The sequence below is a fragment of the Planomonospora sp. ID91781 genome (assembly GCF_015711595.1).
Classification (GTDB): domain Bacteria; phylum Actinomycetota; class Actinomycetes; order Streptosporangiales; family Streptosporangiaceae; genus Planomonospora; species Planomonospora parontospora.
The window spans coordinates 1-22,799 of sequence record NZ_JABTEY010000001.1 but is presented as its reverse complement, the minus strand read 5'-3'; the positions used below and the strand labels follow the sequence as shown (position 1 = coordinate 22,799).

General features: G+C 73.7%; 20 protein-coding genes. 15 read left to right on the top strand and 5 right to left on the bottom strand.

The features are described 5' to 3' along the window. The first annotated feature begins 24 nt into the window (after positions 1–24). Together HS048_RS00100 and HS048_RS00095 are read left to right on the top strand one after the other, a co-directional pair. The gene (locus tag HS048_RS00100) at positions 25–642 is read left to right on the top strand and encodes a TetR/AcrR family transcriptional regulator (protein WP_068901241.1); all 618 of its coding nucleotides are present in this window, start codon (positions 25–27) and stop codon (positions 640–642) included. A gap of 61 nt (positions 643–703) precedes the next feature. Continuing rightward, entirely contained in the window at positions 704–1,252 is a 549-nt protein-coding gene (locus tag HS048_RS00095; RefSeq protein WP_068901242.1) for a DUF4245 domain-containing protein, read from the top strand. Between the two features lie 42 nt (positions 1,253–1,294). Here the strand turns inward: HS048_RS00095 and HS048_RS00090 are convergent, their stop codons facing one another. Continuing rightward, the gene (locus HS048_RS00090) at positions 1,295–1,525 is read right to left on the bottom strand and encodes an exodeoxyribonuclease VII small subunit (protein ID WP_068901243.1); all 231 of its coding nucleotides are present in this window, start codon (positions 1,523–1,525) and stop codon (positions 1,295–1,297) included. 247 nt (positions 1,526–1,772) lie between these two features. Between HS048_RS00090 and HS048_RS00085 the strand changes: the two genes are divergently transcribed. The 3 genes from HS048_RS00085 to HS048_RS00075 all read left to right on the top strand — a co-directional run bounded on the left by HS048_RS00085 (position 1,773) and on the right by HS048_RS00075 (position 3,774). Then, complete coding sequence (locus HS048_RS00085; RefSeq protein ID WP_196465756.1) at positions 1,773–2,357, top strand: PadR family transcriptional regulator; 585 nt, start codon at positions 1,773–1,775, stop codon at positions 2,355–2,357. Beyond that, on the top strand, positions 2,357–3,223 hold the full coding sequence (locus HS048_RS00080) for a CPBP family intramembrane glutamic endopeptidase (protein WP_196465755.1): 867 nt from the start codon (positions 2,357–2,359) through the stop codon (positions 3,221–3,223). The genes HS048_RS00085 and HS048_RS00080 overlap by 1 nt, the downstream gene beginning before the upstream one ends. Before the next feature lie 80 nt (positions 3,224–3,303). Further along, the gene (locus HS048_RS00075) at positions 3,304–3,774 is read left to right on the top strand and encodes a GNAT family N-acetyltransferase (RefSeq protein ID WP_196465754.1); all 471 of its coding nucleotides are present in this window, start codon (positions 3,304–3,306) and stop codon (positions 3,772–3,774) included. A 178-nt stretch (positions 3,775–3,952) separates the two neighbouring features. Here the strand turns inward: HS048_RS00075 and xseA are convergent, their stop codons facing one another. Both xseA and HS048_RS00065 read right to left on the bottom strand, forming a co-directional pair. After that, positions 3,953–5,170, bottom strand: coding sequence for an exodeoxyribonuclease VII large subunit (gene xseA / locus HS048_RS00070; protein ID WP_068901247.1), 1,218 nt, complete (start codon positions 5,168–5,170; stop codon positions 3,953–3,955). 25 nt (positions 5,171–5,195) lie between these two features. After that, positions 5,196–6,248 (bottom strand): hypothetical protein, encoded by a 1,053-nt coding sequence (locus HS048_RS00065; RefSeq protein WP_196465753.1) that lies wholly within the window; start codon positions 6,246–6,248, stop codon positions 5,196–5,198. Between the two features lie 109 nt (positions 6,249–6,357). Here HS048_RS00065 and HS048_RS00060 point away from each other — a divergent pair, with 109 nt between their 5' ends. Further along, positions 6,358–7,326 carry a 4-hydroxy-3-methylbut-2-enyl diphosphate reductase gene (locus tag HS048_RS00060; RefSeq protein ID WP_068901250.1) on the top strand — a complete coding sequence of 323 codons (969 nt, stop codon included), beginning with the start codon at positions 6,358–6,360 and terminating at the stop codon, positions 7,324–7,326. Between the two features lie 92 nt (positions 7,327–7,418). On the opposite strand, the gene HS048_RS00055 is transcribed toward HS048_RS00060, so the two are convergent. Further along, positions 7,419–7,955, bottom strand: a complete 537-nt coding sequence (locus HS048_RS00055; protein WP_068901251.1) for a DUF6542 domain-containing protein — start codon at positions 7,953–7,955, stop codon at positions 7,419–7,421. A gap of 82 nt (positions 7,956–8,037) precedes the next feature. Beyond that, a complete protein-coding gene (locus tag HS048_RS00050; RefSeq protein WP_189235523.1) occupies positions 8,038–9,351 on the bottom strand; it encodes a DNA recombination protein RmuC in 1,314 nt (437 codons plus the stop codon). A 135-nt stretch (positions 9,352–9,486) separates the two neighbouring features. Here HS048_RS00050 and HS048_RS00045 point away from each other — a divergent pair, with 135 nt between their 5' ends. The 9 genes from HS048_RS00045 (at position 9,487) to HS048_RS00005 (ending at position 22,678) form a co-directional block, all read left to right on the top strand. Further along, positions 9,487–10,338 carry a hypothetical protein gene (locus HS048_RS00045; RefSeq protein WP_196465752.1) on the top strand — a complete coding sequence of 284 codons (852 nt, stop codon included), beginning with the start codon at positions 9,487–9,489 and terminating at the stop codon, positions 10,336–10,338. An 11-nt stretch (positions 10,339–10,349) separates the two neighbouring features. Next, a complete protein-coding gene (ychF, locus tag HS048_RS00040; protein ID WP_068901253.1) occupies positions 10,350–11,438 on the top strand; it encodes a redox-regulated ATPase YchF in 1,089 nt (362 codons plus the stop codon). 526 nt (positions 11,439–11,964) lie between these two features. Next, positions 11,965–12,879, top strand: a complete 915-nt coding sequence (locus HS048_RS00035) for a conjugal transfer protein (protein WP_231647531.1) — start codon at positions 11,965–11,967, stop codon at positions 12,877–12,879. A 163-nt stretch (positions 12,880–13,042) separates the two neighbouring features. Then, positions 13,043–13,321 (top strand): hypothetical protein, encoded by a 279-nt coding sequence (locus HS048_RS00030; RefSeq protein WP_229797818.1) that lies wholly within the window; start codon positions 13,043–13,045, stop codon positions 13,319–13,321. 47 nt (positions 13,322–13,368) lie between these two features. After that, positions 13,369–15,831, top strand: coding sequence for a TcpE family conjugal transfer membrane protein (locus HS048_RS00025; RefSeq protein WP_196465751.1), 2,463 nt, complete (start codon positions 13,369–13,371; stop codon positions 15,829–15,831). Positions 15,832–15,948: 117 nt separating this feature from the next. After that, complete coding sequence (locus HS048_RS00020; RefSeq protein ID WP_068901257.1) at positions 15,949–18,453, top strand: ATP-binding protein; 2,505 nt, start codon at positions 15,949–15,951, stop codon at positions 18,451–18,453. Then, positions 18,450–20,912 (top strand): type IV secretion system protein, encoded by a 2,463-nt coding sequence (locus HS048_RS00015; protein ID WP_196465750.1) that lies wholly within the window; start codon positions 18,450–18,452, stop codon positions 20,910–20,912. Before HS048_RS00020 ends, HS048_RS00015 begins: the two co-directional genes overlap by 4 nt. Positions 20,913–20,918: 6 nt before the next feature. Next, positions 20,919–21,590: a hypothetical protein gene (locus tag HS048_RS00010; protein ID WP_068901258.1), complete on the top strand. Its 672-nt coding sequence runs from the start codon at positions 20,919–20,921 to the stop codon at positions 21,588–21,590. Continuing rightward, the gene (locus HS048_RS00005; RefSeq protein ID WP_196465749.1) at positions 21,587–22,678 is read left to right on the top strand and encodes a bifunctional lytic transglycosylase/C40 family peptidase; all 1,092 of its coding nucleotides are present in this window, start codon (positions 21,587–21,589) and stop codon (positions 22,676–22,678) included. Before HS048_RS00010 ends, HS048_RS00005 begins: the two co-directional genes overlap by 4 nt. The last annotated feature ends 121 nt before the right edge of the window (positions 22,679–22,799 follow it).

Genomic DNA, 22,799 nt, shown 5'->3' with positions numbered 1-22,799 from the left:
CCGGGAAGGGATAACCTGCCGACCATGAGCAGCGACACGGATCGGTCGGCGACGGGCGTGACCGCACGGACCTCGGAGCGGGGCGCCGCCACGCGCGTCGCGCTCCTGGCGGCGGCCAGGGAGGTCTTCGTCACGAGCGGCTTCGCCGACGCCGGGGTCACCGAGGTGGTCGCGCGCGCGGGGGCGAGCGTGGGCAGCCTCTACCACCACTTCTCCGGCAAGGCCGATCTCTATCTGACGCTCTTCGAGGAGTTCCAGGCCCGGCAGACCCAGCGCACCAAGCAGGCGCTCCAGTCGGCCAGGGCCGAGGGCGAGACCGACCCGATGCGGCTGTTCATCGCCGGGGCCCGCGCCTACCTGGAGGGCTGCCTGGCCGAGCGCGAGCTCGCCGCGCTGTTCCTGCGCGGTGACGGCCCGCCCGGTTTCGAGCTCGTCATGCGCGACCGGCTGCGCCAGTGGGCCAAGCGCAACGCCGCGCTGTTCGAGGGCGACGAGGGCGCGCTGGTCGTGGTCGTCACCGGGGCGCTGGCCGCCGCCGTCTCCGAGATCGTCCTGTCGCCGGACGAGGACGCCTCCCGCCGGCTCGCCGAGGACGTGCTCGCCATCATCGGGCGGATCCCCGGCCCGCAGGCCGCCGGGTGACACCGCGTCCGGCCGCACCTGCAGGCCGGACCGCGCTCCCGGACGGGTAGTCTCGCCACTCGTGCAACGGTTCACTGAGGGTTTCCGCGGCTACGTCGCCGCGATGCTGATCTGCCTTCTCGGCGTCTTCGTCTTCCTGTTGGTCACGCCGCAGAGCAGGGAAGAGCACATCCCCAGGATCGACTACTCGATCGACGTCGCCAACATGCGGCGCGACGCGCCGTACCAGGTCTGGACGCCCGAGCCGGTGCCCGCCGACTGGATCCCCACCAGCTCCCGGAAGACCGCGCAGCGGGGCGTGGTGACCTGGCGGCTCGGCTTCGCCACGGCCAAGGGCGCCGACGGCGAGCGCGAGCACGTGATGCTCGCGCAGAGCGACGAGAAGCCCGCCGCCGGGTTCGCCGACCGGATGGCCAACAGCAACCGGTCCGTCGGCACCGTCCAGATCGCCGGCGCGGCCTGGGAGAAGCGCCAGCGGGAGGACAAGGACCAGCGCTCGCTGGTGCGGATCCTGCCCGGCTCCGTGATCGTCGTCACCGGCACCGCCGGATGGGACGAGCTGACCGCCTTCGCCGGCTCGCTGAAGCAGCAGCCGAAGGCCGCGTCCTAGCAGGGTCCTGGTCGGGGGCCCGGCGCGGTCTCGGCCGGACGCCTAGAAGGGCTGGTCCCCGCCGGGGTCGGGCTGCCTGCGCTGCGCCATGGCCGCGGCGAGCTTCACCCGGGCGCCCTGCAGCCACTCCTCGCAGAGCGCGGCCAGCCTCTCGCCGCGCTCCCACAGCTCGATCGACTCCTCCAGGGTGAGCCCGCCCGCCTCCAGGCGGCGGACCACCTCGGTCAGCTCCTCGCGTGCCTGCTCGTACGACGGTGTCTTCTCCTCGGCCACGCACCCACCCTAGTGGTGCTCCGCCGGACGGTCCGGTCGCGGCCGTACCCGCGTGCCCTGGCGCAGGTGCCCGGGGCGGGTGTCCGGGGCTCACCGGTTCGCGATCGTCCCCTGCGTCGGCATGTGGGTGCCCGGGGCGGGGCCGTCCCGGGTCCGGTGAGGAGGAGGACTTCCGAGTCGGCGTGCGGGGGATTGCCATCCTCTGTTGTATCTGTTAGATATCTCTGAAAGAGATAAGGAGGTGCCGATGGCACGGCGAAGCCAGACGGAGACGGCGGTGCTGGGGGCGTTGAGCATGCACCCGATGACGGCCTACGCGCTCCGGGAGGCCATCCGGGACGTGCTCGGGCACTTCTGGAGCGAGAGCTTCGGACAGATCTACCCGACGCTCGGCGCCCTCGAACAGCAGGGCCACGTGGAACGCCGCGAGGGGCCGCGCTCCGGCTCGTCGACCTTCGCCATCACCGACTCCGGCACCGCCCGCCTGCGCGAGCTGCTGAGCGAGCCGATCGCGGCGACGCCGCCGCGGAGCGGGCTCCTGCTGCGGCTGTTCTTCGGCCGGACCCTGGGCGTGCGCAAATGCCGGGAGCTGCTGCTGGAGGCCAGGGCGGACGCCGAGCGGAGCCTGGCCGAGTACGACCGCCTGGCCCGCACGATCTCCGCCGAGGAGGCGGGCTCTCCGGACCTGCCCTACGTCCTGACGACCATATCCGCCGGCCGGCACAACGCCGAAGCCGCCATCACCTGGGCCGACGAGGCCCTCGCCCTGCTCGAGGACGTCCCCGGGGACGAACCCCCCGCGAACGGCCCCCCTGCGAACGGAGATTCCTGATGACCGTCTCGGCCGATCCCGTGAACGTCGCGCAACTGCGCCGCCCCATCTCGCGGCTGCGCGCCCGGATCAACTTCGCCGTCTTCGCGGCCGTCACCGTCGGCGGCACGAACGGGCAGGGACTGTGGATCGCCGTCCCGGCGCTGACCGCGCTCGCCCTGTACTTCCTCAACCGGGACGGCGCGGGACGCCTGGGGCTCACGCTGCGGTTCGCGGGCCGGGCCCGCTGGTTCGCGTTCGCGGCGGTGTTCTCCCCGGCCGTGGCCGCCGTCGCGGTGGCGGCGGCCACGGCCTCCGGCGCCGCGACGTTCTCCGCCGCCCCGCGCGCCGGCGAGCAGCCCCTCCTCGCCGCCTTCGCCACCGCGCTCGGCTTCCTGGTGGTCAAGAACCTGCTGGAGGAGTTCATCTTCCGCGGGTACGGCACGCGCACCGCGATGGCGCTCGGCCTGCGCGGCGTCGCCCCGCACGTCCTCGTCGGGCTGGTCTGGGGGCTGTGGCACCTCCCGCTGTACACCGTCTGGATGTCCCAGGCGGACTTCCGCCAGAGCACGACGCTGCCGTGGGCGTGGTACCTGCCGACCTTCCTCGCGGGCATCGTGGCGATGGCCGTCCTCTACGGCGAGATGCGCGTGCGGACCGGCTCGATCTGGCCCGGCGTGGTGCTCCACACGGTCAGCAACGCCCTCACGACCCCGCTCCTGATCAACGGCCACGTGCGCTACGAGGACCACGGCGACGTGGTGTTCGGCCTCGCCGGCAACTCGGTCGTCTCGGTCCTCCTCTTCGGAGGGGCGGGACTCCTCCTCCTGCGCCGCCGGAACCGGGGCGTCGGGAACTCGGACGGTGAGCCCGCGGGCCCTGCCTGACGGCCCGGTCTGACGGCCCGGGGTGGGGCCGATCCGGCCGGCCCGGCGGAGCACCGCCGGACGGCTGGAAGACTGGCGGGGTGAGTGTGCGCGACGCGACCCCCGGCGACATCCCCGAGCTGGTCCGCCTGCGGGAGATCCTGACCGAGCGGATGGCCCTGGACGGGACCTACCCGCTCTCCGAGCACTGGCAGGAGGCCTACGCCGAGAGCCTCGCCGAGCGGATCGGCACCCCCGACACGGCCGTCTACGTGGTGGACGCCCCCGGGGGAGGGCTCGCCTCCTGCGGGATCGGCCTGGTCTTCAACCGCTTCCCCGGACCGTCCCTCCCCGACGGCAGGTACGGCTACATCCAGGGGATGACCACCGATCCCCGGCACCGGCGCAGGGGACACGGCCGGGCCGTCCTGGGCGCGCTCCTGGACTGGTACCGGGCGGGCGGCGTCCGCAAGGTCGATCTGCACGCGACCTCGGACGGGGAGCCCCTCTACCGCGAGCTCGGCTTCGTCGAGGACGGCTACCCCTCGCTCACCTGGCGGGATCTCTCCTGACCCGTCCGTTCACCTGGCGGGACCTCTCCTGACCCGTCCGTTCACCTGGCGGGACCTCTCCTGATCCGACCGCTCACCCCGATGAGACCCCTCCCGGCCCGTCCGCCCACCCGGCGGGACCCCTCCCGGCCCCGGTCCGGGCGCGCGCCCACCCGGCGGGATCCGGCCGCCCGCCCGTTCACGCGGTGGGATCCCTCCTGGCGGTGACGACCGTGATCCGGTCGTCGGGGAAGCGGACCGTCAGCTCGTCGCCTCCGGTCACGTCGGCCGCCCGCCGTACGACCTCGCCGGAGGGGCGCTGCACGATCGCGTAGCCGCGCTCCAGGGTGGCGGCGGGGGAGAGGGCGACCAGGCGGGCGCGCAGGTGGCCGAGGGAGTCCTGGGCGCGGTCCAGGGAGCCGGTGAGCGCGCGCCGGGCCCGGTCCCGCAACTGCTCGGCCTGCTCGGCCCGGCGCTCGATCTCGCGGACCGGGTCGGACAGGGACGGCCGGGAGCGGACCGCGGCCAGCCAGGCCGTCTCGCGGTCCAGCCAGCCGCCGGCCACCCGGCGGCCCCGGTCGCGCAGCTGCCGGACGAGCGTGAGCTGCTCGCCGACGTCCGGCACGACCTTCTTGGCCGCGTCGGTCGGGGTGGAGGCCCGCACGTCGGCGACCAGGTCGAGCAGCGGGCTGTCCTGCTCGTGGCCGATCGCGCTGACCACCGGCGTCAGGCACGCCGCCACCGCGCGGACCAGCGCCTCGTCGGAGAAGGGCAGCAGGTCCTCCATCGACCCGCCGCCCCTGGCGATCACGATGACCTCGACCTCGCCGTCCGCGTCGAGCCTGCGCAGCGCCTCGGTGACCTCGCCCACGGCGTACGGTCCCTGCACGGCGGCCTGCTCGACCTTGAAGCGGACCGCGGGCCAGCGGCGCCGCGCGTTCTCCAGCACGTCGCGCTCGGCCGCCGAGTCACGGCCGCAGATCAGCCCGACCGTGCCGGGCAGGAACGGCAGGCGGCGCTTGCGGTCGGCGGCGAAGAGCCCTTCGGCGGCGAGCACCTGGCGCAGCCGCTCCAGCCGGGCCAGCAGCTCGCCGACCCCGACCGGGCGCATCTCCAGCGCGGTGAACGCGAAGGAGCCCCGGTTGACCCAGAAGTCGGGCTTCAGGTTCATCACGACCCGGGCGCCGTCCACCGGGCGGGGGACGGTCGCCTCGTAGACCCCGCGGGGGCAGGTCACCTTGGTGGACACGTTCGCCACCGGGTCGCGCAGCGTCAGGAACACCGTGCCGCCCCGCGCGGTCAGCTCGGTGATCTGCCCCTCGACCCAGACGGTGCCGAGCTTGCCGATCCAGCCGCCGACCATCTGCAGGACGGTGCGGACCGGCAGCGGCTGCTCCGGAGTGGTCTTCGACGTCATGCGGGAAGCCTAGGGGCGGGCGCGGCTACTCGGCGGCCTCCAGCTTCGCGAGGCGGTTCTCGTACATCCGCACGACCTCGGCGCGGGCCGCGGTCGCCTGCTCGTAGGCGATCATGTCCTTGATCTGCTGGGCGCTCTTGCCGCGCATGCGGGCGCGCAGCGAGGCGACGGTCAGGCCGGAGTAACCGGGCAGCGGCTCGGCGAGCGCGCCCTCCCCGGCCTCGGCGGGCGCGGCGGCGGGCTTGGCGGTCTTCGCGGCCTTGGAGGTCCGGGCGGCCTTCGCGGGGGCGGGGCTCGCGGCCTCCTGCTGGACCTTGGCCTTCGCGGCCTTCGCCCGGGTGGTCTTGGACTTGGCGAGCTCGGGCTCGGCGGGCTTGGTCTTCACGACCTCGACCTCCGCCTCGACCGGGACGGCGCCGAGGGCGTCGGGCTTCTCGACCTCGACCTCCACCTCGGCCACCTCGACCTTCACCGCGGGCGGCACGGCGATCACGGGCTCGGGCGCGGGCTCGGCGGCCGTGGGCGCGGAGGCGAAGACGACCGGCTCGGGCCGGGTCCTGCCACCGTTGGAACCGGCCTCGGGCCGGACGGGCTCCGCGGTCGAGTCCTTCGCGGCGGCCCCGGCCCGGGCGGGCTTCGCGGGCTCGGCGGCGGGCTCGACGGTCTCCGGTCCGGCCGGGGCGCCCGGGGCCTCCGGGGCGGCCTTCGCGGCGGTCTCCGCGCTGGTCTCCGTGCCGGTCTCCACGCTGGTCTCGGGAGCGGAGGCGGACGCGGGCGTGGCGGCGGGCTCGGCCTTGGGCTTCGCGGGGGCGAAGATGACCGGCTCGCGGCGGGCGGGCCGCTCCTCCGCGGTCCCGGCCGCCCCGGCCTGCTCGTCGACGGCGGTGGCCTGCTCGGACGCCGACGGGCGCCCCTCGTCGAGGTCGCCGTCACCACCGGCCATGCGCTTGATCCTGCTGCGGACCCGGTCGCCGAGCATCAGCGCCTGGCCGACTCCGCTCAGGGTGGTCTGCAGCACGTAGAGCGGTAGTTCCTTCGCCTTCCCGGCGACGTTGCGGAAGAGATCAGGGACTGACATTTCGTCTCCTGGAGAACGGTATCGGACAACTGATTGCGGCAATAAGGTGCTTTGTGAGGTCAAGAGGCACGTGAACGGGCCCCATGGATACTCCACGTAGCATAAGAACATGACTTCAAAGACCCGCGCGACTCGACGCGTCCTTGTGGCGAAGCCCCGTGGTTACTGCGCCGGGGTCGACCGTGCGGTCCAGGCCGTGGAGCGGGCCCTGGAGCAGTACGGCGCGCCGATCTACGTGCGCAAGCAGATCGTGCACAACACCCACGTGGTCAAGACGCTCGAGGCGCGGGGAGCCGTCTTCGTCGAGGAGACCGAGGAGGTCCCCGAGGGGGCCATCGTGGTCTTCTCCGCCCACGGAGTCTCGCCCGCCGTGCACCGGGAGGCCGCCCAGCGCCGCCTGAAGACGATCGACGCCACCTGCCCGCTCGTCACCAAGGTGCACAACGAGGCCAAGCGCTTCGCCTCCCAGGACTACGACATCCTGCTCATCGGCCACGAGGGCCACGAGGAGGTCGAGGGCACCGCGGGTGAGGCGCCGGAGCACATCCAGCTCGTGGACGGCCTCGACTCGGTCGGCTCCGTCCGGGTGAAGGACCCCGACCGGCTGGTGTGGCTCTCCCAGACCACGCTCTCGGTGGACGAGACGACCGAGACGGTCGCCCGGCTCAAGGAGCGCTTCCCCAACCTGATCGACCCGCCGAGCGACGACATCTGCTACGCCACCCAGAACCGCCAGGTCGCGGTGAAGGAGATCGCCGCCGAGGCCGAGCTGGTCATCGTCGTCGGCTCGGAGAACTCCTCCAACTCCAAGCGGCTGGTCGAGGTCGCCCTCGACCACGGGGCCGACGCCTCCTACCTGGTCGACAACGCCTCCTTCATCCGGGACGAGTGGCTGCAGGGCGTCACCACGGTCGGCGTGACCAGCGGCGCCTCGGTGCCCGAGGAGCTCGTCGCCGAGGTCCTGGCCCGCCTGGCGGCGCACGGCTTCGAGGACGTCGAGGAGGTCGAGTCCGTCGAGGAGAGCGTGCGCTTCGCCCTCCCGCACGAGCTCCGCAAGGACCTGCGCGCCGAGGTCTGAGCCGGAGAGCGCCGAGGTCCGGGCCGGAGCGGGTCCGGGCTCGTCCTCCCGCATGGAGGGGCCCGGAGTCCGGGCTCCTTCTCCCGCGGGGGCTACTGGCCCTCGCGGGGCGAGCCGTACACCCGGGGCTCGAAGTAGCCCTCGGGCTCGGGGGCGAATCCCGCCGCCGCTCCGGCGGCCCCGCCCGCGCGCGGCCGGGGGACGGCGGGACCGGAGGCGCGCAGTTCGTCACGCAGGTCGCGGACGCAGCGGTTCAGGCCGCGCCGCCAGGCGATGAGCAGCACCAGCGCCGAGCCGGCGAAGAGCCAGGGGGCGCCCCGCGACAGCGAGCTGTAGATCCCCAGGCCGAAGGCCGCCGCCGGCGAGGGCGCGGTCAGGGACCGCACCGCCTCGGCGAGCAGCACGGCGGCGAAGAAGGCCAGCGGCGGGGAGACCACGAGCGAGAGCAGGTCGCGCGGGTTCACCAGGGAGACGGCGGCGACGCAGCCGCCCACGAACGCCAGGCCGACCACGGCCGGCAGCCCGAGCACGGTGTTCAGCACGCTGCCCAGCAGTGTGAACACCAGCACGGACGCCACCGCGCCCCGCGCGGTCAGCCGGATGCCGGATGCCGGGTTCCGTTCACTCATGCGATCACCTCGCCCGTCCCCCCTCACGCCTGCTCCTGCACGGCTCCAGTGTGGGGCTCCCCCCGGTTTCAGGAAACGGCTTTCAAAGCAGGTCTTCGGCCAACTTACCGTTCAGGCGGGAGACGGGGGACGCGCTTGGCGCCTCTTCTTCCAGTAGTTCGGGCGAGGCCAGCGTGCGCGGCAGGTCCTCGACCATCTGCGGCCGGTCGAGGTCGGCGTCGACCAGGCCCAGGTCGTTCAGCTTGCGCGCGCTCACCAGGACCCTGGTCTCCAGGGAGCCCACGGCCCGGTTGTAGGACTCCACGGCCCGGCTCAGCGAGCGGCCCAGGGTGTCCAGGTTCCGCCCCATGCTGCCCAGCCGCTCGTAGAGCTCCTTGCCGAGCTCGAAGACCGCGCGGGCGTTCTCGCTGAGCGCGGCCTGCTGCCAGGCGTACTGCGCGGTGCGCAGCATGGTGACCAGCGTGGTGGGGGTGGCGATGTGGACCCGCTTGCGCATGGCGTACTCCAGCAGGCCGGGGTCGCGCTCCAGCGCGGGGGCCAGGAACGCCTCCCCCGGGATGAAGAGCACCATGAACTCCGGCGCGGGGCTGAACGCCTGCCAGTAGGCCTTGGCCGCCAGCCGGTCCACGTGGTCGCGCACGTGCCGGGCGTGGGCGTCGAGCCGGGCGGAGCGCTGGTCGGGGTCACCGGTCTCGGCGGCCTCCAGGTAGGCGGCCAGGGAGACCTTCGAGTCGACCACGATGTTCTTGCCGCCGGCCAGCCGTACCACCATGTCCGGCCGGAGGGCGCCGTCGGCGGTGGTCGCGTTCGCCTGCTCCTCGAAGTCGCAGAACCGCTGCATGCCGGCGATCTCGGCGACCCTGCGCAGCTGCAGCTCCCCCCACCGGCCTCCGGCCTCGGGCCGCTGCAGGGCGCGCACCAGGGCGTTCGTCTGGTCGCGGAGGCGGTCGTTGCTCTCCCTGACGATCTCGATGTGCCGGGCCAGCTCGGCGTGGGCGGCCCGCTGGCCCGACTGGGTGTCGCGCAGCTGGGCCTCGACGCGGGCCAGCGTGTCCTTCAGTGGCTCGATCAGGTGCTCGACCGCCTGCTTGCGCTGCTCCAGCTCCCCGGCGGCCTCGGCGCGGCCGGCGGCCATCCGGGTCTCGGCCAGCTCCAGGAAACGCAGGTTGTTGACATCGAGCGCGCGGGCCGACAGGGCCTGGAAGCGCTCGGCGAGCTGCTCCTCGACGTAGGCGACCTTCTCCTCGGCGGCTCTGGCCCGGGCCTCGGCGTCGGCCAGGCGGGCGACGGCGTCGGCGGCGCCGGCCGAGGCCCGGGCCCGGCCCAGCAGGAACCCGATCGCGAGCCCCGCCGCGAGTCCCACGGCGAGCTGGAAGGCGAGTGCCATGACGTTCATGCCCGCAGATGATCCCAGGTCCGGCGGCTCCGGCCCGGGCCGACACGCCTAGCGGACCGGCCGGGCCGTTCCGCTTGTGCGCACGCCCTCCATCACTCAAAGTTTCATTGTGAACACGTAAAGTAGGGGGAGTTCGTGAGTACACGTGCCTTACGTCCGAAGACGGCGCCGGTGCTGGGGGCCGTGCTCGTCATCGTCGCCACCGCCGGAGCCGCGGCGATCGGGCTCATCGCCGGCCAGGGGGGCGGGGGGCCGGACACGGCGGCCGCGGGCGTCGGCGCGGAGTCTCCGGCCGCGCTCGCCTGGGGCCGGGGGGCCTGCGTCGACCGGCAGGACGCCAGGTTCGACCTCGTCCCCTGCGCGGCCGCCGACGGCAGGGTCATCTCCGTGGTGGGCGCCCGCGCGCCCGAGTGCCCGGCCGAGACGGACGAGCTGGTCATGATCTCCGGCGCCCCGGCCGCGCCGGGGACGGCGGGGGAGCCTGGGGAGGTGGCCCCGCAGAGCCTGCGGGCGGGCCGTACGGCGTGCGTGCGCAGCCTGCGGGGACCGCACGCCGGAGATCCGGGGCGGGGCGGCGGGGTGCTGCGCCCGGGCGACTGCCTGGCGCTGCGCGGCGGGGAGCTGCCCTGCTCGGCACGGGGCTGGTACGGCAGGGTGCTGGCGGTGGTCGGCGCGAAGGAGACCTGCCCGAGCGGGGCGCTCGACGCGCTGGCCGTCGGCGGCCGGGCGGTCGTCTGCCTGGGCGAGGGCGGCGGCGTGCTCTCCGTGGGCGACTGCGTGGTGCGGCCCGGGGAGCGGCTGGTCAGCCGCCGGGCGCTCACCAGGGCGCCGTGCGGTTCCCCGGAGGCCTGGGCCCGGGTGACGGCCAGGGCCGGCTCCAACGACGGCTGCCCGGCCGGTTCGGACCGCTATCTGCGGGTGCGCGGGCCGGGGATTCCCCGTCCTGTGACCTGCCTGCGGCGAGTGGCACTGCACGGCTCCCCGTAGACTCGGGTCACGTGAGCCTGAGCATCGGCATCGTCGGACTGCCCAACGTCGGCAAGTCCACGCTTTTCAACGCGCTGACCAAGACCGCCAACGCCCTGGCGGCGAACTACCCGTTCGCCACCATCGAGCCCAACGTGGGCATCGTCGGCGTGCCCGACCCGCGTCTGGAGAAGCTGGCCGAGATCTTCGGCTCCGCCAGGATCCTGCCCGCGAAGGTCGAGTTCGTCGACATCGCCGGCCTGGTCAAGGGCGCCTCCGAAGGACAGGGCCGGGGCAACCAGTTCCTCGCCAACATCCGGGAGACCGACGCGATCTGCCAGGTCATCCGGGTCTTCAGCGACCCGGACGTGACCCACGTGGACGGGGCGGTCGCCCCCGAGCGCGACATCGAGACCATCAACACCGAGCTGATCCTGGCCGACCTGCAGACGCTGGAGAAGGCGATCCCGCGGCTGCAGAAGGAGGCGAGGACCAACAAGGACCGCAAGCCCGTGCTGGAGGCGGCCGAGGCCGCGGTCAAGCTCCTGGACGGCGGCACGACCCTGTACGCCGGGGCCAAGGGCGCCGGGATCGACCCGGCGGACCTGCGGGACCTGCACCTGCTGACCGGCAAGCCGTTCCTCTACGTCTTCAACCTCGACGCCGACGAACTGGTCGACACGGAGCTGCGCGACCGGCTCTCGGCCCTCGTCGCGCCGGCCGAGGCCGTCTTCCTGGACGCCAAGATCGAGTCCGAGCTGGTCGAGCTCTCCGACGAGGAGGCGCTGGAGCTGCTGCAGTCCGTCGGCCAGGAGGAGTCGGGCCTGGCGCAGCTCGCCCGGGTCGGCTTCGAGACCCTCGGCCTGCAGACCTACCTGACGGCGGGTCCCAAGGAGACGCGGGCCTGGACGATCCCCCGGGGCGCGACCGCGCCCGAGGCCGCCGGCGTCATCCACACGGACTTCCAGCGCGGTTTCATCAAGGCGGAGGTCGTCTCCTTCGACGATCTGGTGGAGGCCGGCTCCATCGCCGCGGCACGCCAGGCGGGCAAGGCCCGCATCGAGGGCAAGGACTACGTGATGCGCGACGGCGACGTCGTGGAGTTCCGCTTCAACGTCTGAGCTTCCCCTCCGCGCCCCCTCCGGGGCGCCCGGGCATCCGCGGGGCGGGTGCGGTCCGGCAGGACCGCGCCCGCCCTGTGCTTTGTCACGCTCCGTGAGATTCTGTCCGGCAAATGCGCAGGTCGGGACAGTGGGCACGCCTTTTGGATAGCAAGGGGTGGCGTTTGGGTAACCGGGATGGGCTCTGGCCAGGAGGAACGCGCTTTGTCCGCCATGCGGGGGAGGACGGGGGAGTACGAACGGTTCCAGACCCGGTTTGCTCAGTCCATACGATGACTGCAGCATGGGCGTGGTTTTCCTGGAAGAATCGGCGAGGCAGCTAAGGTAATCGCTTCACCATGGCTCACGGGGTCAGGAGTAATACGACACCGCGCCGGCCGGGGGGATCGGCGCGAGCGGAGGCGTGATGGCTCGAAGGTCAATCGTCCAGCAGGATCCTCGGACCGCTGGTGACCCTGAGCTTTCGGCGTACCCTGGGGCGTCCGACGACCTCGACCTCGATTCCGCCCCGGCCCGGGGACGGGGCGTGCCGCGCCGCGGCCGCTGGTCCGGAGGGGGTGGTCGCTGGCTGGTGTGGACCGGCCGGGTCATCCTCTGGGCGCTGATCGTGGTCATCCTGGTGAACGGCGTCCGCGCGCCTTTCGAGCGGTTCACCGGCGGCAACACGAGCACGGGTGCGGCGCCCGTCCCCGTCGACTCGGGATTCCCGACCACGAAGGCCACCTCCTTCGCCAGCCAGTTCGCGGCGGTCTACCTGAACTTCGACGCCGTGCGCACGGCGGAGCGGGCCGGGCGGCTGGCGCCCTTCCTGCCCGACGGGGCCGAGCCCCAGTTCGGCTGGGACGGCCTCGGGCGGATGAGCGCCGGGGCGATCCAGCCCTACGGCATAGAGGTCGCCGACGCGGAGAACGCCGTCGTGACGCTGGCGTTCCAGTCGGACGACCGCCGGCAGCTGCTGTCGGTCCCGGTCTTCCACGACAGGGAGACCGGGAGGTTCGTGGTCTCCGGGCGTCCGGGCATCCTGCCCGCGCCGGTGCCGGCGGTCCTCCCGCCCGTGGCCGAGCCCGACCGCGACGAGGCCGCGGAGCAGGAGCTGCGCACGCCCATGGCCAACTTCTTCAAGGCCTACGCCGCCAGCGACACCGCCTCCCTGCAGCAGTACGCCGCGGAGGGGACCGTGCTCCGGGGGTTCGGCGGGTCCTTCGCCTTCCTGGAGCTCAAGGACCTGCTCGTGCCGCTGACCACCGGCGCCACCAGGGAGGTGACCGCGACGGTGGTCTGGGGGGTGCCCGCGGGCGCGGGCCCGTCCGCCGGTCCCACGCCGAGCGACCCGGGGGGCGTGAGCGGCAGGCTGGAGCAGGCCTACGTCCTCACCGTGGTCAAGCAGGGCGACAAATGGTTCGTCCAGAGCATCCGGGGCGCCGGACGGTCCGTGGGGTGACGCATGATCGAATGGTGGCAGTCCGCAGTGAACAGACCCCCCCTGGCCGACGAGCCGGTGGCGGGGCGGGCGGCGCGCACGCGCCGCGGCCCCACGTCCGCCCGGCGCGTGCGACCGTGAGCACGGAGGACGCGAAGTGACTCTGAAGACCATCCTGCTGAGCGTGATCGATCTCGCTCAGCAGCCGACCGGCCAGCCGACCGCTCCTCCGGCGGGCGTGAACACCGAGGGCCTGGCGGACTTCCTCCGCCGGTTCTTCGCCCCGCTCTTCCTCGTCATCGTCTCCGTGGTGGCCCTGTTCTTCCTGTTCACCCGTGAGATCACCAGGTTCGTCCAGTTCATCATCCTCGCCATCGCCATCGGCGTGATCTTCTACGTGCCCAACATCATCGAGGTGACGGCCAAGGCGATCGCGGGCGCTCTGGGCATCACGGGGAGCTGAGACCGCTCGGCGGCGGCCGGACGACGAGAGGCGGAGAGGAGGAGCGCATGGACCTGCCCACTTATACCAATATCTGGCGGATCGAGAAGCGGCTCTACAAGCTGTACGACCTACGGCTGCCGATGCCGCTTCCGATCGTCTGGATCGGTGTGTTCGTGGGGGTGACGGCTCCCTGGTCGTTCCTGCTCGCGATGCTCGGCCTGCCCTTCGACGCCCCCTGGCACGTGGTCTACCTGGTGCCGCCGGGGGTGGTGACGTGGCTGTCCACCCGCCCGGTGATCGAGGGCAAGCGGCTCACCGAGCTGCTCCAGTCGCAGTCGCGCTATCTGGGGGAGCCGCGGACCTGGTGCCGGATGGCCCCCGCGGCGGAGCCCTCGGAGATCACCCTCGTCGGCCGGGTCTGGCGGACGCTTCCCCAGCAGGCCGCGCCGGTCCGGGTCAAGGTCGCGCGCAGGGCCCGTCACGCCGCGCCGTCCAGGCGCGCCGCCGAGGCCTCCCGTACGGTCCGTCCCGCGGTGGCCGCCGCTGCCGCCGCCGCGGCGACCGCGCCGGTCACCGGTGACCGTGTCGCCTGGGGTACGGTCGCCGCCCCTCGCCGGGGCACCGCTCCCGCCCTCGGCCACCCCGTCCCGTCCACCGGAACGGTCCCCGCCGCCGTGCCGACGGAGTCCGCGTCCTCCGCACCGGCTGTGTCGCCTGCGCCGCCCGCCCCTTCCCCGCCGGCCGAGGCGCCCGCACGGCCCGTGGCGGCCGCGCCTTCCGCGGCTTCCGTGTCCTCCTCGCCGTCCGTGCCGACTGCGTCGCCCGCATCGTCTACTCCGTCCGAGGCGCCCGCGGTCCCTGCGGTGCCCGCATCCCCCCGGACGCCCGCCGTCTTCGGTGAGAAGCCGGCCGGGACCGCGCGACCGGGGACGCCCACGGCCGTTCCGGAGCGGGATCAGGCCGAGGCACCCGCGGCCGTTCCGGAGCCGGAGCCGGAGCAGGCCCCGGCCACCCCGATCGACACCGAGGCGCTGCGGCGCCTGCGCAGACTCGCCGCCTCCGCGGAGGCCGAGCGGGCCGAGCCCGCGGCGCCGCCCGGGCCGGTCCCGTCCACCGCTTCCGGCCTGCCCGCTCCGCCCGCCGGGCCCGTTGAGAACCGGGAGAGGCCGTCCGTCCCGCGCATCATGCCGCGGTTCGTCGGGCCCGCGCAGGTCGCGGGCCCCGGGGGCGTGCGGCCCGGAGAGGCCGGGGAGGCGCAGGCCCGCAGGGTCCGGGCCGTACCGGAGCGGGCCGAAGACGCGCGGGCCGGGGACGTGCGGGCCGTACCGGAGCCGACCGAAGACGCACGGGCCGGGGACGTGCGGGCCGTACCGGAGCCGACCGAAGACGCACGGGGCCGGCGTTCCGGGGGGGAGCCGCGGGAGGGCGGCCGCCGGTCCGGGGACGAGTGGAAGTCCTGGCCGCAGGAGCGGCCGGCGATCGTGCCGGGAGGGGTCTCGATCCGGGCCGTGCCCGCCGGGCCCGCCGCCCAGGCCACCCCCGCGGCGCCGGTTCCCGCCGCCCCCGCGGCGTCGCCGGGGCAGGCCGAGCCCAGGGTCCGCCGGGTGGAGTCGGTCATCGGCCGCGACTCCGAGGGCGGCTGGCGGCGGCTGGCCCAGGTGGTGATGGGCCCGGGGAGCGGGAGCCGTACGGACGGGTCGGAGGTCGACGAGGCGCGCGCCAGGGGGGTCTTCGGCGGCAGCCGCCGGGTGGTGGTGCTGGGCTGCACCGGCGGCGCGGGGCAGACCACGACGGTGCTCATGCTCGGCCACACGCTCGCCCGTCTCCGCGACGACCGGGTGCTGGCCGTCGACGCCAGCACCGGCGCGCACGCCCTGTCCGGCCGGATCCAGGGGGAGTCGCCCGAGACGCTGAGCTCCCTGCTGGCGGGCCTGGACGGGGTCCAGGGATACCTGGGCATGCGCGCCTACACCAGCCGCTGCGCCTCCGGGCTGGAGGTCCTCGGGAGCGACACCGACGCGGGCGCCGAGCAGCGCCTGTCGGACCGGGGGCTCTTCTCCGACCGGCGGCTCGGCCAGGCGATGGACCTGCTGGACCGCCACTACAAGCTGGTCGTCGTGGACCCGGCCGCGGCGCTGGCCGCGCGCGTCCTGCCCTACGCCGACCAGCTGATCCTGGTGGCCCCCGCCAGCGAGGACGGGGCCGACGCGGTCGCGATGACGTACGAATGGCTCGACGGGCACGGCTGCACGGACCTCCGGCGCAGGGCGATCATGGTCGTCAACGGGGTGAGCCGCCGCAGCATGGCCGACGTGGAGCAGGCCGAGGCGGTCGCGCGCGGCAGGTGCCGGGCGATCGTGCGGGTGCCCTGGGAGGACGAGCTGGCCCCCGGCAGGTCCGAGCGGGTGGAGCCGTCCCATCTGCGGGCGCCGGGCCGCCGGGCCTACCTCGCCCTGGCCGGGGTCGTGGTGGCCGGACTGGGAGCGGTGCGGACGAACCGAACGAGCGAGGAGGAGCTGGCCCAGTGAGACCCGGCGCGGGAGAAGACGTGATGTTCCTGTGAGGGAACGGTTCGTACGGACGGCGGAGGGCGCCGCGGGCGGGCACGGCGGCCCGCGCCCCGCGCGATCGGGGAAGGGGGCCGCATGAGCCGCGCGTCGCGGGCCCGCAGCCGCCTGGCCGTCCGGTACTTCGACGACCGGATCCTGCTGACCGACTCCTCGGCGTGGGCCTACTTCCGCCTGCCGACCGTGAGCTACGAGTTCATCACCCCAGAGGAGCGCGAGGCGCTGGCCACCAACATCACGATCGCGCTGGCCGCGATCCGGATGCCGGACGCCGAGGTGCACCTGCGGGTGGCCCACCGCACCTACCCCGCCGCCGAGTGGGCGCTGGCGCTCAACACCACCTCCGACGAGGGCCCCGGCTGGCGCGACTACCTCGAGGAGCTGTACCGGCACGTCTGGGCCAAGGACTTCTGGACCAAGGAGGTCTACCTCGGCGTACGGCTCGGCCCGCGCGGCGCGCAGCTGGGCGACGGGGTGTTCTCCCAGCTCTTCGGCTTCTACCAGCGCGGGGAGAAGGCCCTGGGCCTGGAGGACGACCACGTCCCCAAGGCCGAGGTCGCCAAGTGGACCGGGCACGCCGAACGGCTCGGCCGGGCGCTGGCCGCCAGCGCCCTCTACGCCCGGCACGCCACCTCCACCGAGATCGCCTGGCTCTTCCAGCACGCCGCGACCGGCTCCCTCGGCGACCCGCCACCCTCGGCCAGCCCGAAGCGGCGGTGGGGCAGGGGCGAGATCGAGTCCCTGGTCGAGGGGCAGATCCACAACGGCAGGTCGCTGCTGAGGGTCGAGCAACCGCACGGCGAGTCCTACGTCGCCCACCTGTCCTTCGCCCGGTTCCCCGACCTGATGCCGTTCCCCGACGGCGAGCCGTGGATGCACTTCGCCGACCAGCTGCCCTTCCCGGTCGAGATCAGCTCCAGGATGCGGCTGATCTCCCCGGTCAAGGCCAGCAAGGACGTCGCGCGCAAGCTCGCCCACGCCCGCGACATGGACATCCACATCCGGGAGGCGGGCGCGGAGGCGCCGCTGGCCCTGGCCGAGCAGATCGACGCGGCCCGGATGCTGGAGCACGGCATCACCAAGGAGCGCCTGCCCTTCGTGTACGGCTGGCACCGGCTGATCGTGTCCGCGCCGACCGAGGAGATCTGCGTGCAGCGGGTCGAGGCGGTCGTCGAGCACTACCGCGACATGGGCATCGACATCGTCAACTCCACCGGCGACCAGTTCTCGCTGTTCTGCGAGGCGCTGCCCGGCGAGCGGGTCCGGGTCAACGCCTACGCCCAGCGGCAGCCGCTGCGCACCATCGCGGGCGGCATGGCCACGGCCACCGTGGACCTCGGCGACCGGATGGACGAGACGAACGCCGGCTGGATGGGACCGTACATCGGCGAGACCCTGGGCCGGGCCCGCAGCATCGTGCACTTCGACCCGCTGGTGGCGGCGGCGCGCAACCGGCCGACGGCCATCGCGATCACCGGCGAGCCGGGCGGCGGCAAGACGACGCTGGCGCTGCTGATGATCTACCAGATGGCGCTGCGCGGGGTCACGGTCGCGGTGATCGACCCCAAGGGCGACGCCGACTCCCTGGTCCGGCTCCTGCAGGAGCGGGGCAGGAAGGCACGCATCATCCCGCTCGGCTCGGCCGCGCCCGGACTGCTCGACCCGTTCTCGTTCGGCGACGACCTCGCGGCCAAGAAGACGATGGCCACCGAGACCCTGCGGCTGCTGCTGCCGCGCATGTCGGAGGAGCGCGAGTCGGCGATGATCCAGGCGGTCGCGGCGGTCTCCAACGGGCCGGACCCCTCGCTCGGCAAGGTCGTCGACTTCCTGGAGCAGGCCGGGGACGCCGCCTCCAAGAACCTGGGCGCGGTGCTCCGCTCGATGTCGGAGATGCACCTGGCCCGGCTCTGCTTCGACCCCTCCGGCGGCGACCAGATCGACACCGAGGGCTGGACCACGGTCTTCACCCTCGGCGGGCTGACCCTGCCGGACGCCGCCACCGGCCGTGACGACTACTCCTACGAGCAGCGGCTCTCGGTGGCCCTGCTGTACCTCGTCGCGCAGTTCGCCCGGGGGCTGATGAACGGACTCGACCGGCGGACGCCCAAGGCGATCTTCCTGGACGAGGCCTGGGCGATCACCTCCACCCCGGAGGGCGCCAAGCTGGTGCCCGAGGTGAGCCGGATGGGCCGCTCGCGCAACACCGCGCTCGTTCTGGTCTCGCAGAACGCCGGCGACCTGCTGAACGAGCAGGTGACGAACTGCCTGTCGTCCGTCTTCGCCTTCCGCTCCACCGAGCGGATCGAGGTGGAGAACGTGATGGCGCTGCTCGGGGTGGACCCCTCCGAGGAGCACAAGGCGGTGCTGCGCTCCCTGGGCAACGGCGAGTGCGTCTTCCGCGACCTGGACGGCCGGGCGGGCCGGATCGGGGTGGACCTCGTCTCCGGTGAGCTGCTGCGACGGCTCGACACCAATCCCACCCATGACAAGCCCGACGACAACGTGCACCATCTGTCGGAGGGCGGCTCGGAAGGCGACAGGGTCGGCAGGCCGGGGACTACGGCGCTGGAGGCGAGGTCATGAAGGACTCCGACGAGAGACCTGGGCGTTCCGCGAGGGGACGGCGGGCGGACCTGGCGGCGCGGCGGACCGGGGGCACCGGGAGGGGCGGGGGCGCCGGGCGGCGCGGGCGGCGGCTGGTCCGGCGGCTCGCCGTCGCGCTGGTCGCGTTCGTGGCGCTCACCGCGCTGCCGCTGGCGTTCCCGGCCGGCGGCTCGATCGCCGCGGCGGCGGCGCCCTGCGACCTCTCCCCGGACCTGGCGCCCGAGGTGGTGGGCGGCGGAGTGGACGGCCTGGTCAAGCCGCCGCCTCCGGACGCGGCCGCCGGGACCACCGGGGCCAACGGGGCCGCCGGGACCACCGCGCCGCCCCCGGCCGTCCAGACGAACTACGCCACCTACGGCATGAGCGGCCTGTTCTGGCACACCCACGAACTGGGCTGCGACGACGTCGCCGCGGTGCTCGGCAACGCCTGGGCCAACACGGTCTTCTCCTGGGCCAAGGCGCTGGACCGGCTGACCATCACGACCTACCAGGCGGCGGCCAGCGAGGGCCCGCTGGAGGCGATCAAGGACGTCGTCGACGACATCGTGATCCGGCTCTCCGACGCGATGTACTGGCCCTTCCTGCGGCCGGTGGTGATCCTCGGCGCGATCTGGCTGGCGTGGTACGGGCTGATCCGCAAGCGCGCGACCACGACCGCCGAGGGCGTCATCTGGATGGTCCTCGCGGTCACCGTCGCGGTCTGGTTCTTCAGCCGCCCCGGCGACTTCACCGGGCTGGGCAAGACCGTCACCGACAAGACCGGGGAGGTCGTCAACTCGGCCTTCTCCGGCCTGCCCGGCGCGGGCGGGGCCTCGTGCCTGCCCGCCAAGGGGGAGACGGCCCCGCAGGCGCAGCCCGGGGGCTACGGCCGGACCGGCACGCCGAGCGTGGACCAGAACGCCGACGCGCTCTGGTCGACCCTCGTCTGCAAGCCTTGGCTGATGGGCATGTTCGGCACCGCCGACCCCGAGGCTCCCGTGGTGAAGACCTTCGGCGCGAAGGCGCTGGACATCCAGGCCCTCGACCTGACCGAGCAGAAGGCCGCCCAGACGCCGAACACGAGCGCCCACCAGGCCCGCTACGTGGAGGAGATGGCCAAATACCTGGAGAGCACCCCGATCTACTTCCTCTTCCAGGGCAAGGACTGGACGAACCGGCTGGGCATCGCGATCGGCGCGCTCCTGGCCGCGATGGTCGCCGGGACGCTGATCTTCCTGGTGGCGGTCTCCCTGCTGGCGCTCAAGGTCGGTTTCCTGCTCCTGCTCATCATGGCCCCGGTCTTCCTGCTGATCGGCGTGCATCCGGGCTCCGGCCGGATCATCGCGATGCGCTGGGTGGAGATGCTGGTCGGCACGCTGCTCCGGCAGGCGGTGCTGGCCCTCGTACTGGGCGTGCTGGTGTACGGCTACGCGCTGATCATCTCCACGGCGATGCCCTGGGGCATGCAGGTCATGTTCATGGCGCTGCTGACGATCGCCGTCTTCTTCTACCGGCGGCCGTTCCAGCACCTGTTCGCCTCCATGGACGGGCACACCCTCACCACCCGCATGCTGGGCGACGCGGCCAGCGCGCCGACCCTGCAGCGCGCGGCGGGCGTGCTCCCGCCGGTCGCGGCGGCCAGGGCGGGCCGGTGGGGCATGCGCAAGGCCGAACCCCTGCTGCAGGCGGCCGCGGTCGCCGGCGGGGCGGGCGCGGGCGCGGCGGCGGCGGTCGCCCAGGGCGCCCAGGGCAGGGTCCGGGGCCGGGAGGACGCGGCGGGCACCCCCTCCGGCGCCAGGGTCCCCGTCACCGCGCAGCCCGCGCCGCTGGACACCGAGGCCAAGACGGGCGGGCGGCGGGCCGCCGCGGGCCGCCCGGTCACCACGGCCCGCCCCGGCGCGGCGCCTCCGCTCAACCTCTCCGCGAACCGTACGGCGGGCGGCGCACCTCCCACGCGTTCGGGCGGCTCCGGCGCGTCCGGCGGAGGCGGCGGCTGGTTCGGCGGGCGGGCCGGAGGCTGGGCCCCGCGGGGCGGCTCGGGTTCCGGCGGGGGGACCGCTCCGGCGCCGTCGGGCGGCGGCCGGTCCTCCTCCGGAGGCGGCGGCCGGTCCGGCGGGAGCATCTTCGGCGGCGGGTCCCGGGGCTCCTCCGGCTCGGGCTCGCGGGGCTCCTCGGGCGGCTCGCGGAACGGCGGGTCCCGGAGCTCCTCGGGATCCGGCGGGAGCATCTTCGGCGGGTCCCGCGGCTCTTCGGGCTCGCGCGGCTCGTCCGGGTCGGGCGGGAGCATCTTCGGCGGCGGGTCCCGGGGCTCCTCCGGCGGCGCGCCGAGGAGCGGCGGCGCGGACAGGTCGTCCGAGGCGCCCCCGCTCTGGCTGCCGAGCCGGTCGGACCGCGGCCGGCAGGCGGACGAGGCCCCCACACCGTTCTGGCTGCGCCCCTCCGGATCGGACAGGGACTGACGGACGATGGCCGAGATCGGTGGCCGCCGGGGGATCGTCTTCGCGGTCCTCGTCGGGCTCCTGGCGGCGGTGGGGATCTACCTGACCATGTGGGAGAGCGGGACGGGCGGCGGGCAGGCGCAGGCCGGCCCGGTGGGCGTCGGCCGTACCGGGACGGAGCCGGGGGCGGGGCGGCAGGTCGCCGCCGAGCCGCCGCGCCCGGCGGCGACGGCCAGCGACGCGCCGTTCGACGTCTACTCCTACCTGCCGATGACCAAGCAGGAGCTGGCCGCGGCCGCCGACTACGCCGAGCGGTTCACGGCCGAGTACGGCACCTACGCCCATGACGAGGACCCGGCGGCCTACGGGGACCGGCTGAGGGGCTACGCCACGACGGAGTTCGCCGAGGTCCTGGTGCGGGCCCGCACGTCGCCGGGGTTCGTCGAGGCGAACCGCGCCGACGAGGTGGTCTCCACCGCTTCGGCGAAGGTGCGGCAGATCCGGCAGGTCCAGGACTCCTCGGTGGTGTTCGTGGTCGCCTGCACCGAGCGGATCACCGCGAAGAGCGGCGCGACGGAGCGCGTCGACGAGTACGCCGTCACGCTCGTCCCCGTCGGCGCCGACTGGCGGGTCCACGACCTGCAGCCCGCCGACGAGGGCCAGGAGGGGGACGAGCGGCCCTCCGGGACCGGCGGATGAACGACGACGGCAGGAAGGTGCGGATCGGGGCGGTCCTCGCCGTGGTGGGGCTCTGCCTGGTCGGGCTGATCATGGCTCCGATGATGATGGTGAGCACCTTCCCGTCGTTCACCGGCGGCGGGCTGCCCGACTGCGAGGAGACCGCGGGCCGGGCGGACGGCGAGTCGGAGACGGCGGTGTCCGACATCCCGCCGGAGTACCTGGAGCTCTACCGCGAGCACGGTGAGAAGGTCGGCGTGCAGTGGAACGTGCTCGCCGGCGTCGGCAAGCGCGAGACCGACCACGGGCGCTCCACGCTCCCGGGCGTGCGCAGCGGCACCAACAGCGCCGGGGCCGCCGGGCCGATGCAGTTCCTGATCAGCACCTGGGGCGGGAAGGCGAAGATCAAGATCCCGTCGGAGTTCAACGGCTACGCCTCCGACGGCGACGGCGACGGCTGGGCCGACGTCTACAACCCGGCCGACGCGATCCTCGGCGCGGCGAAGATGCTCAAGCGCAACGGCGCGCCGGAGAACGTGCGGCGCTCGCTGTTCGTCTACAACCGGGCCTGGTGGTACGTCGACCAGGTCATGGAGATCGCCGGGAAGTACGCCGAGGACGGCGCGGTCAGCGTCCCGCCCGAGGCCGAACCGGCCTGCGACGAGCCGCTGGTCGAGGCGGCTCCGGACGACGTGGTCGCGCAGATCCTCGAGTACGCCCTGGCCCAGCGGGGCAAGCCGTACCTGTGGGGCGGCACCGGGCCGGACGCGTTCGACTGCTCGGGGATCATCTACATGGCCTACCGGAGCGCGGGCCTGTCCATCCCGCGCACCACGTTCGGCCAGTGGCCGTTCGGCGTGGAGGTCCCCGAGGGCGAGGAGCAGGCGGGCGACCTGGTCTTCTTCAACTCCGGCCCCGGCACCGGACCGGACCGGCCCGGGCACGTCGGCATGGTGGTCTCACCCGGCAAGATGATCGAGGCCCGGTGCCGCCTGTGCGGCCCGATCAAGGTCACCTCCTACCGCGGGCGGGCGGGCATCGTCGGCTTCACCCGGCCCCTGCAGAACCCCGCGGTCCAGGAGCAGCTCAGACTGAAGGCCCAGGGCTGAGGATCTCCCGAGCGACGTACGGCCCGCGAGGGGGCTCCGTCGTCTGGACTGAGGAGCGCGCGCAGCCCGCGAGGGGGCTCCGTCGTCTGGACTGAGGAGCGCGCGCAGCGAAGCGAGCACG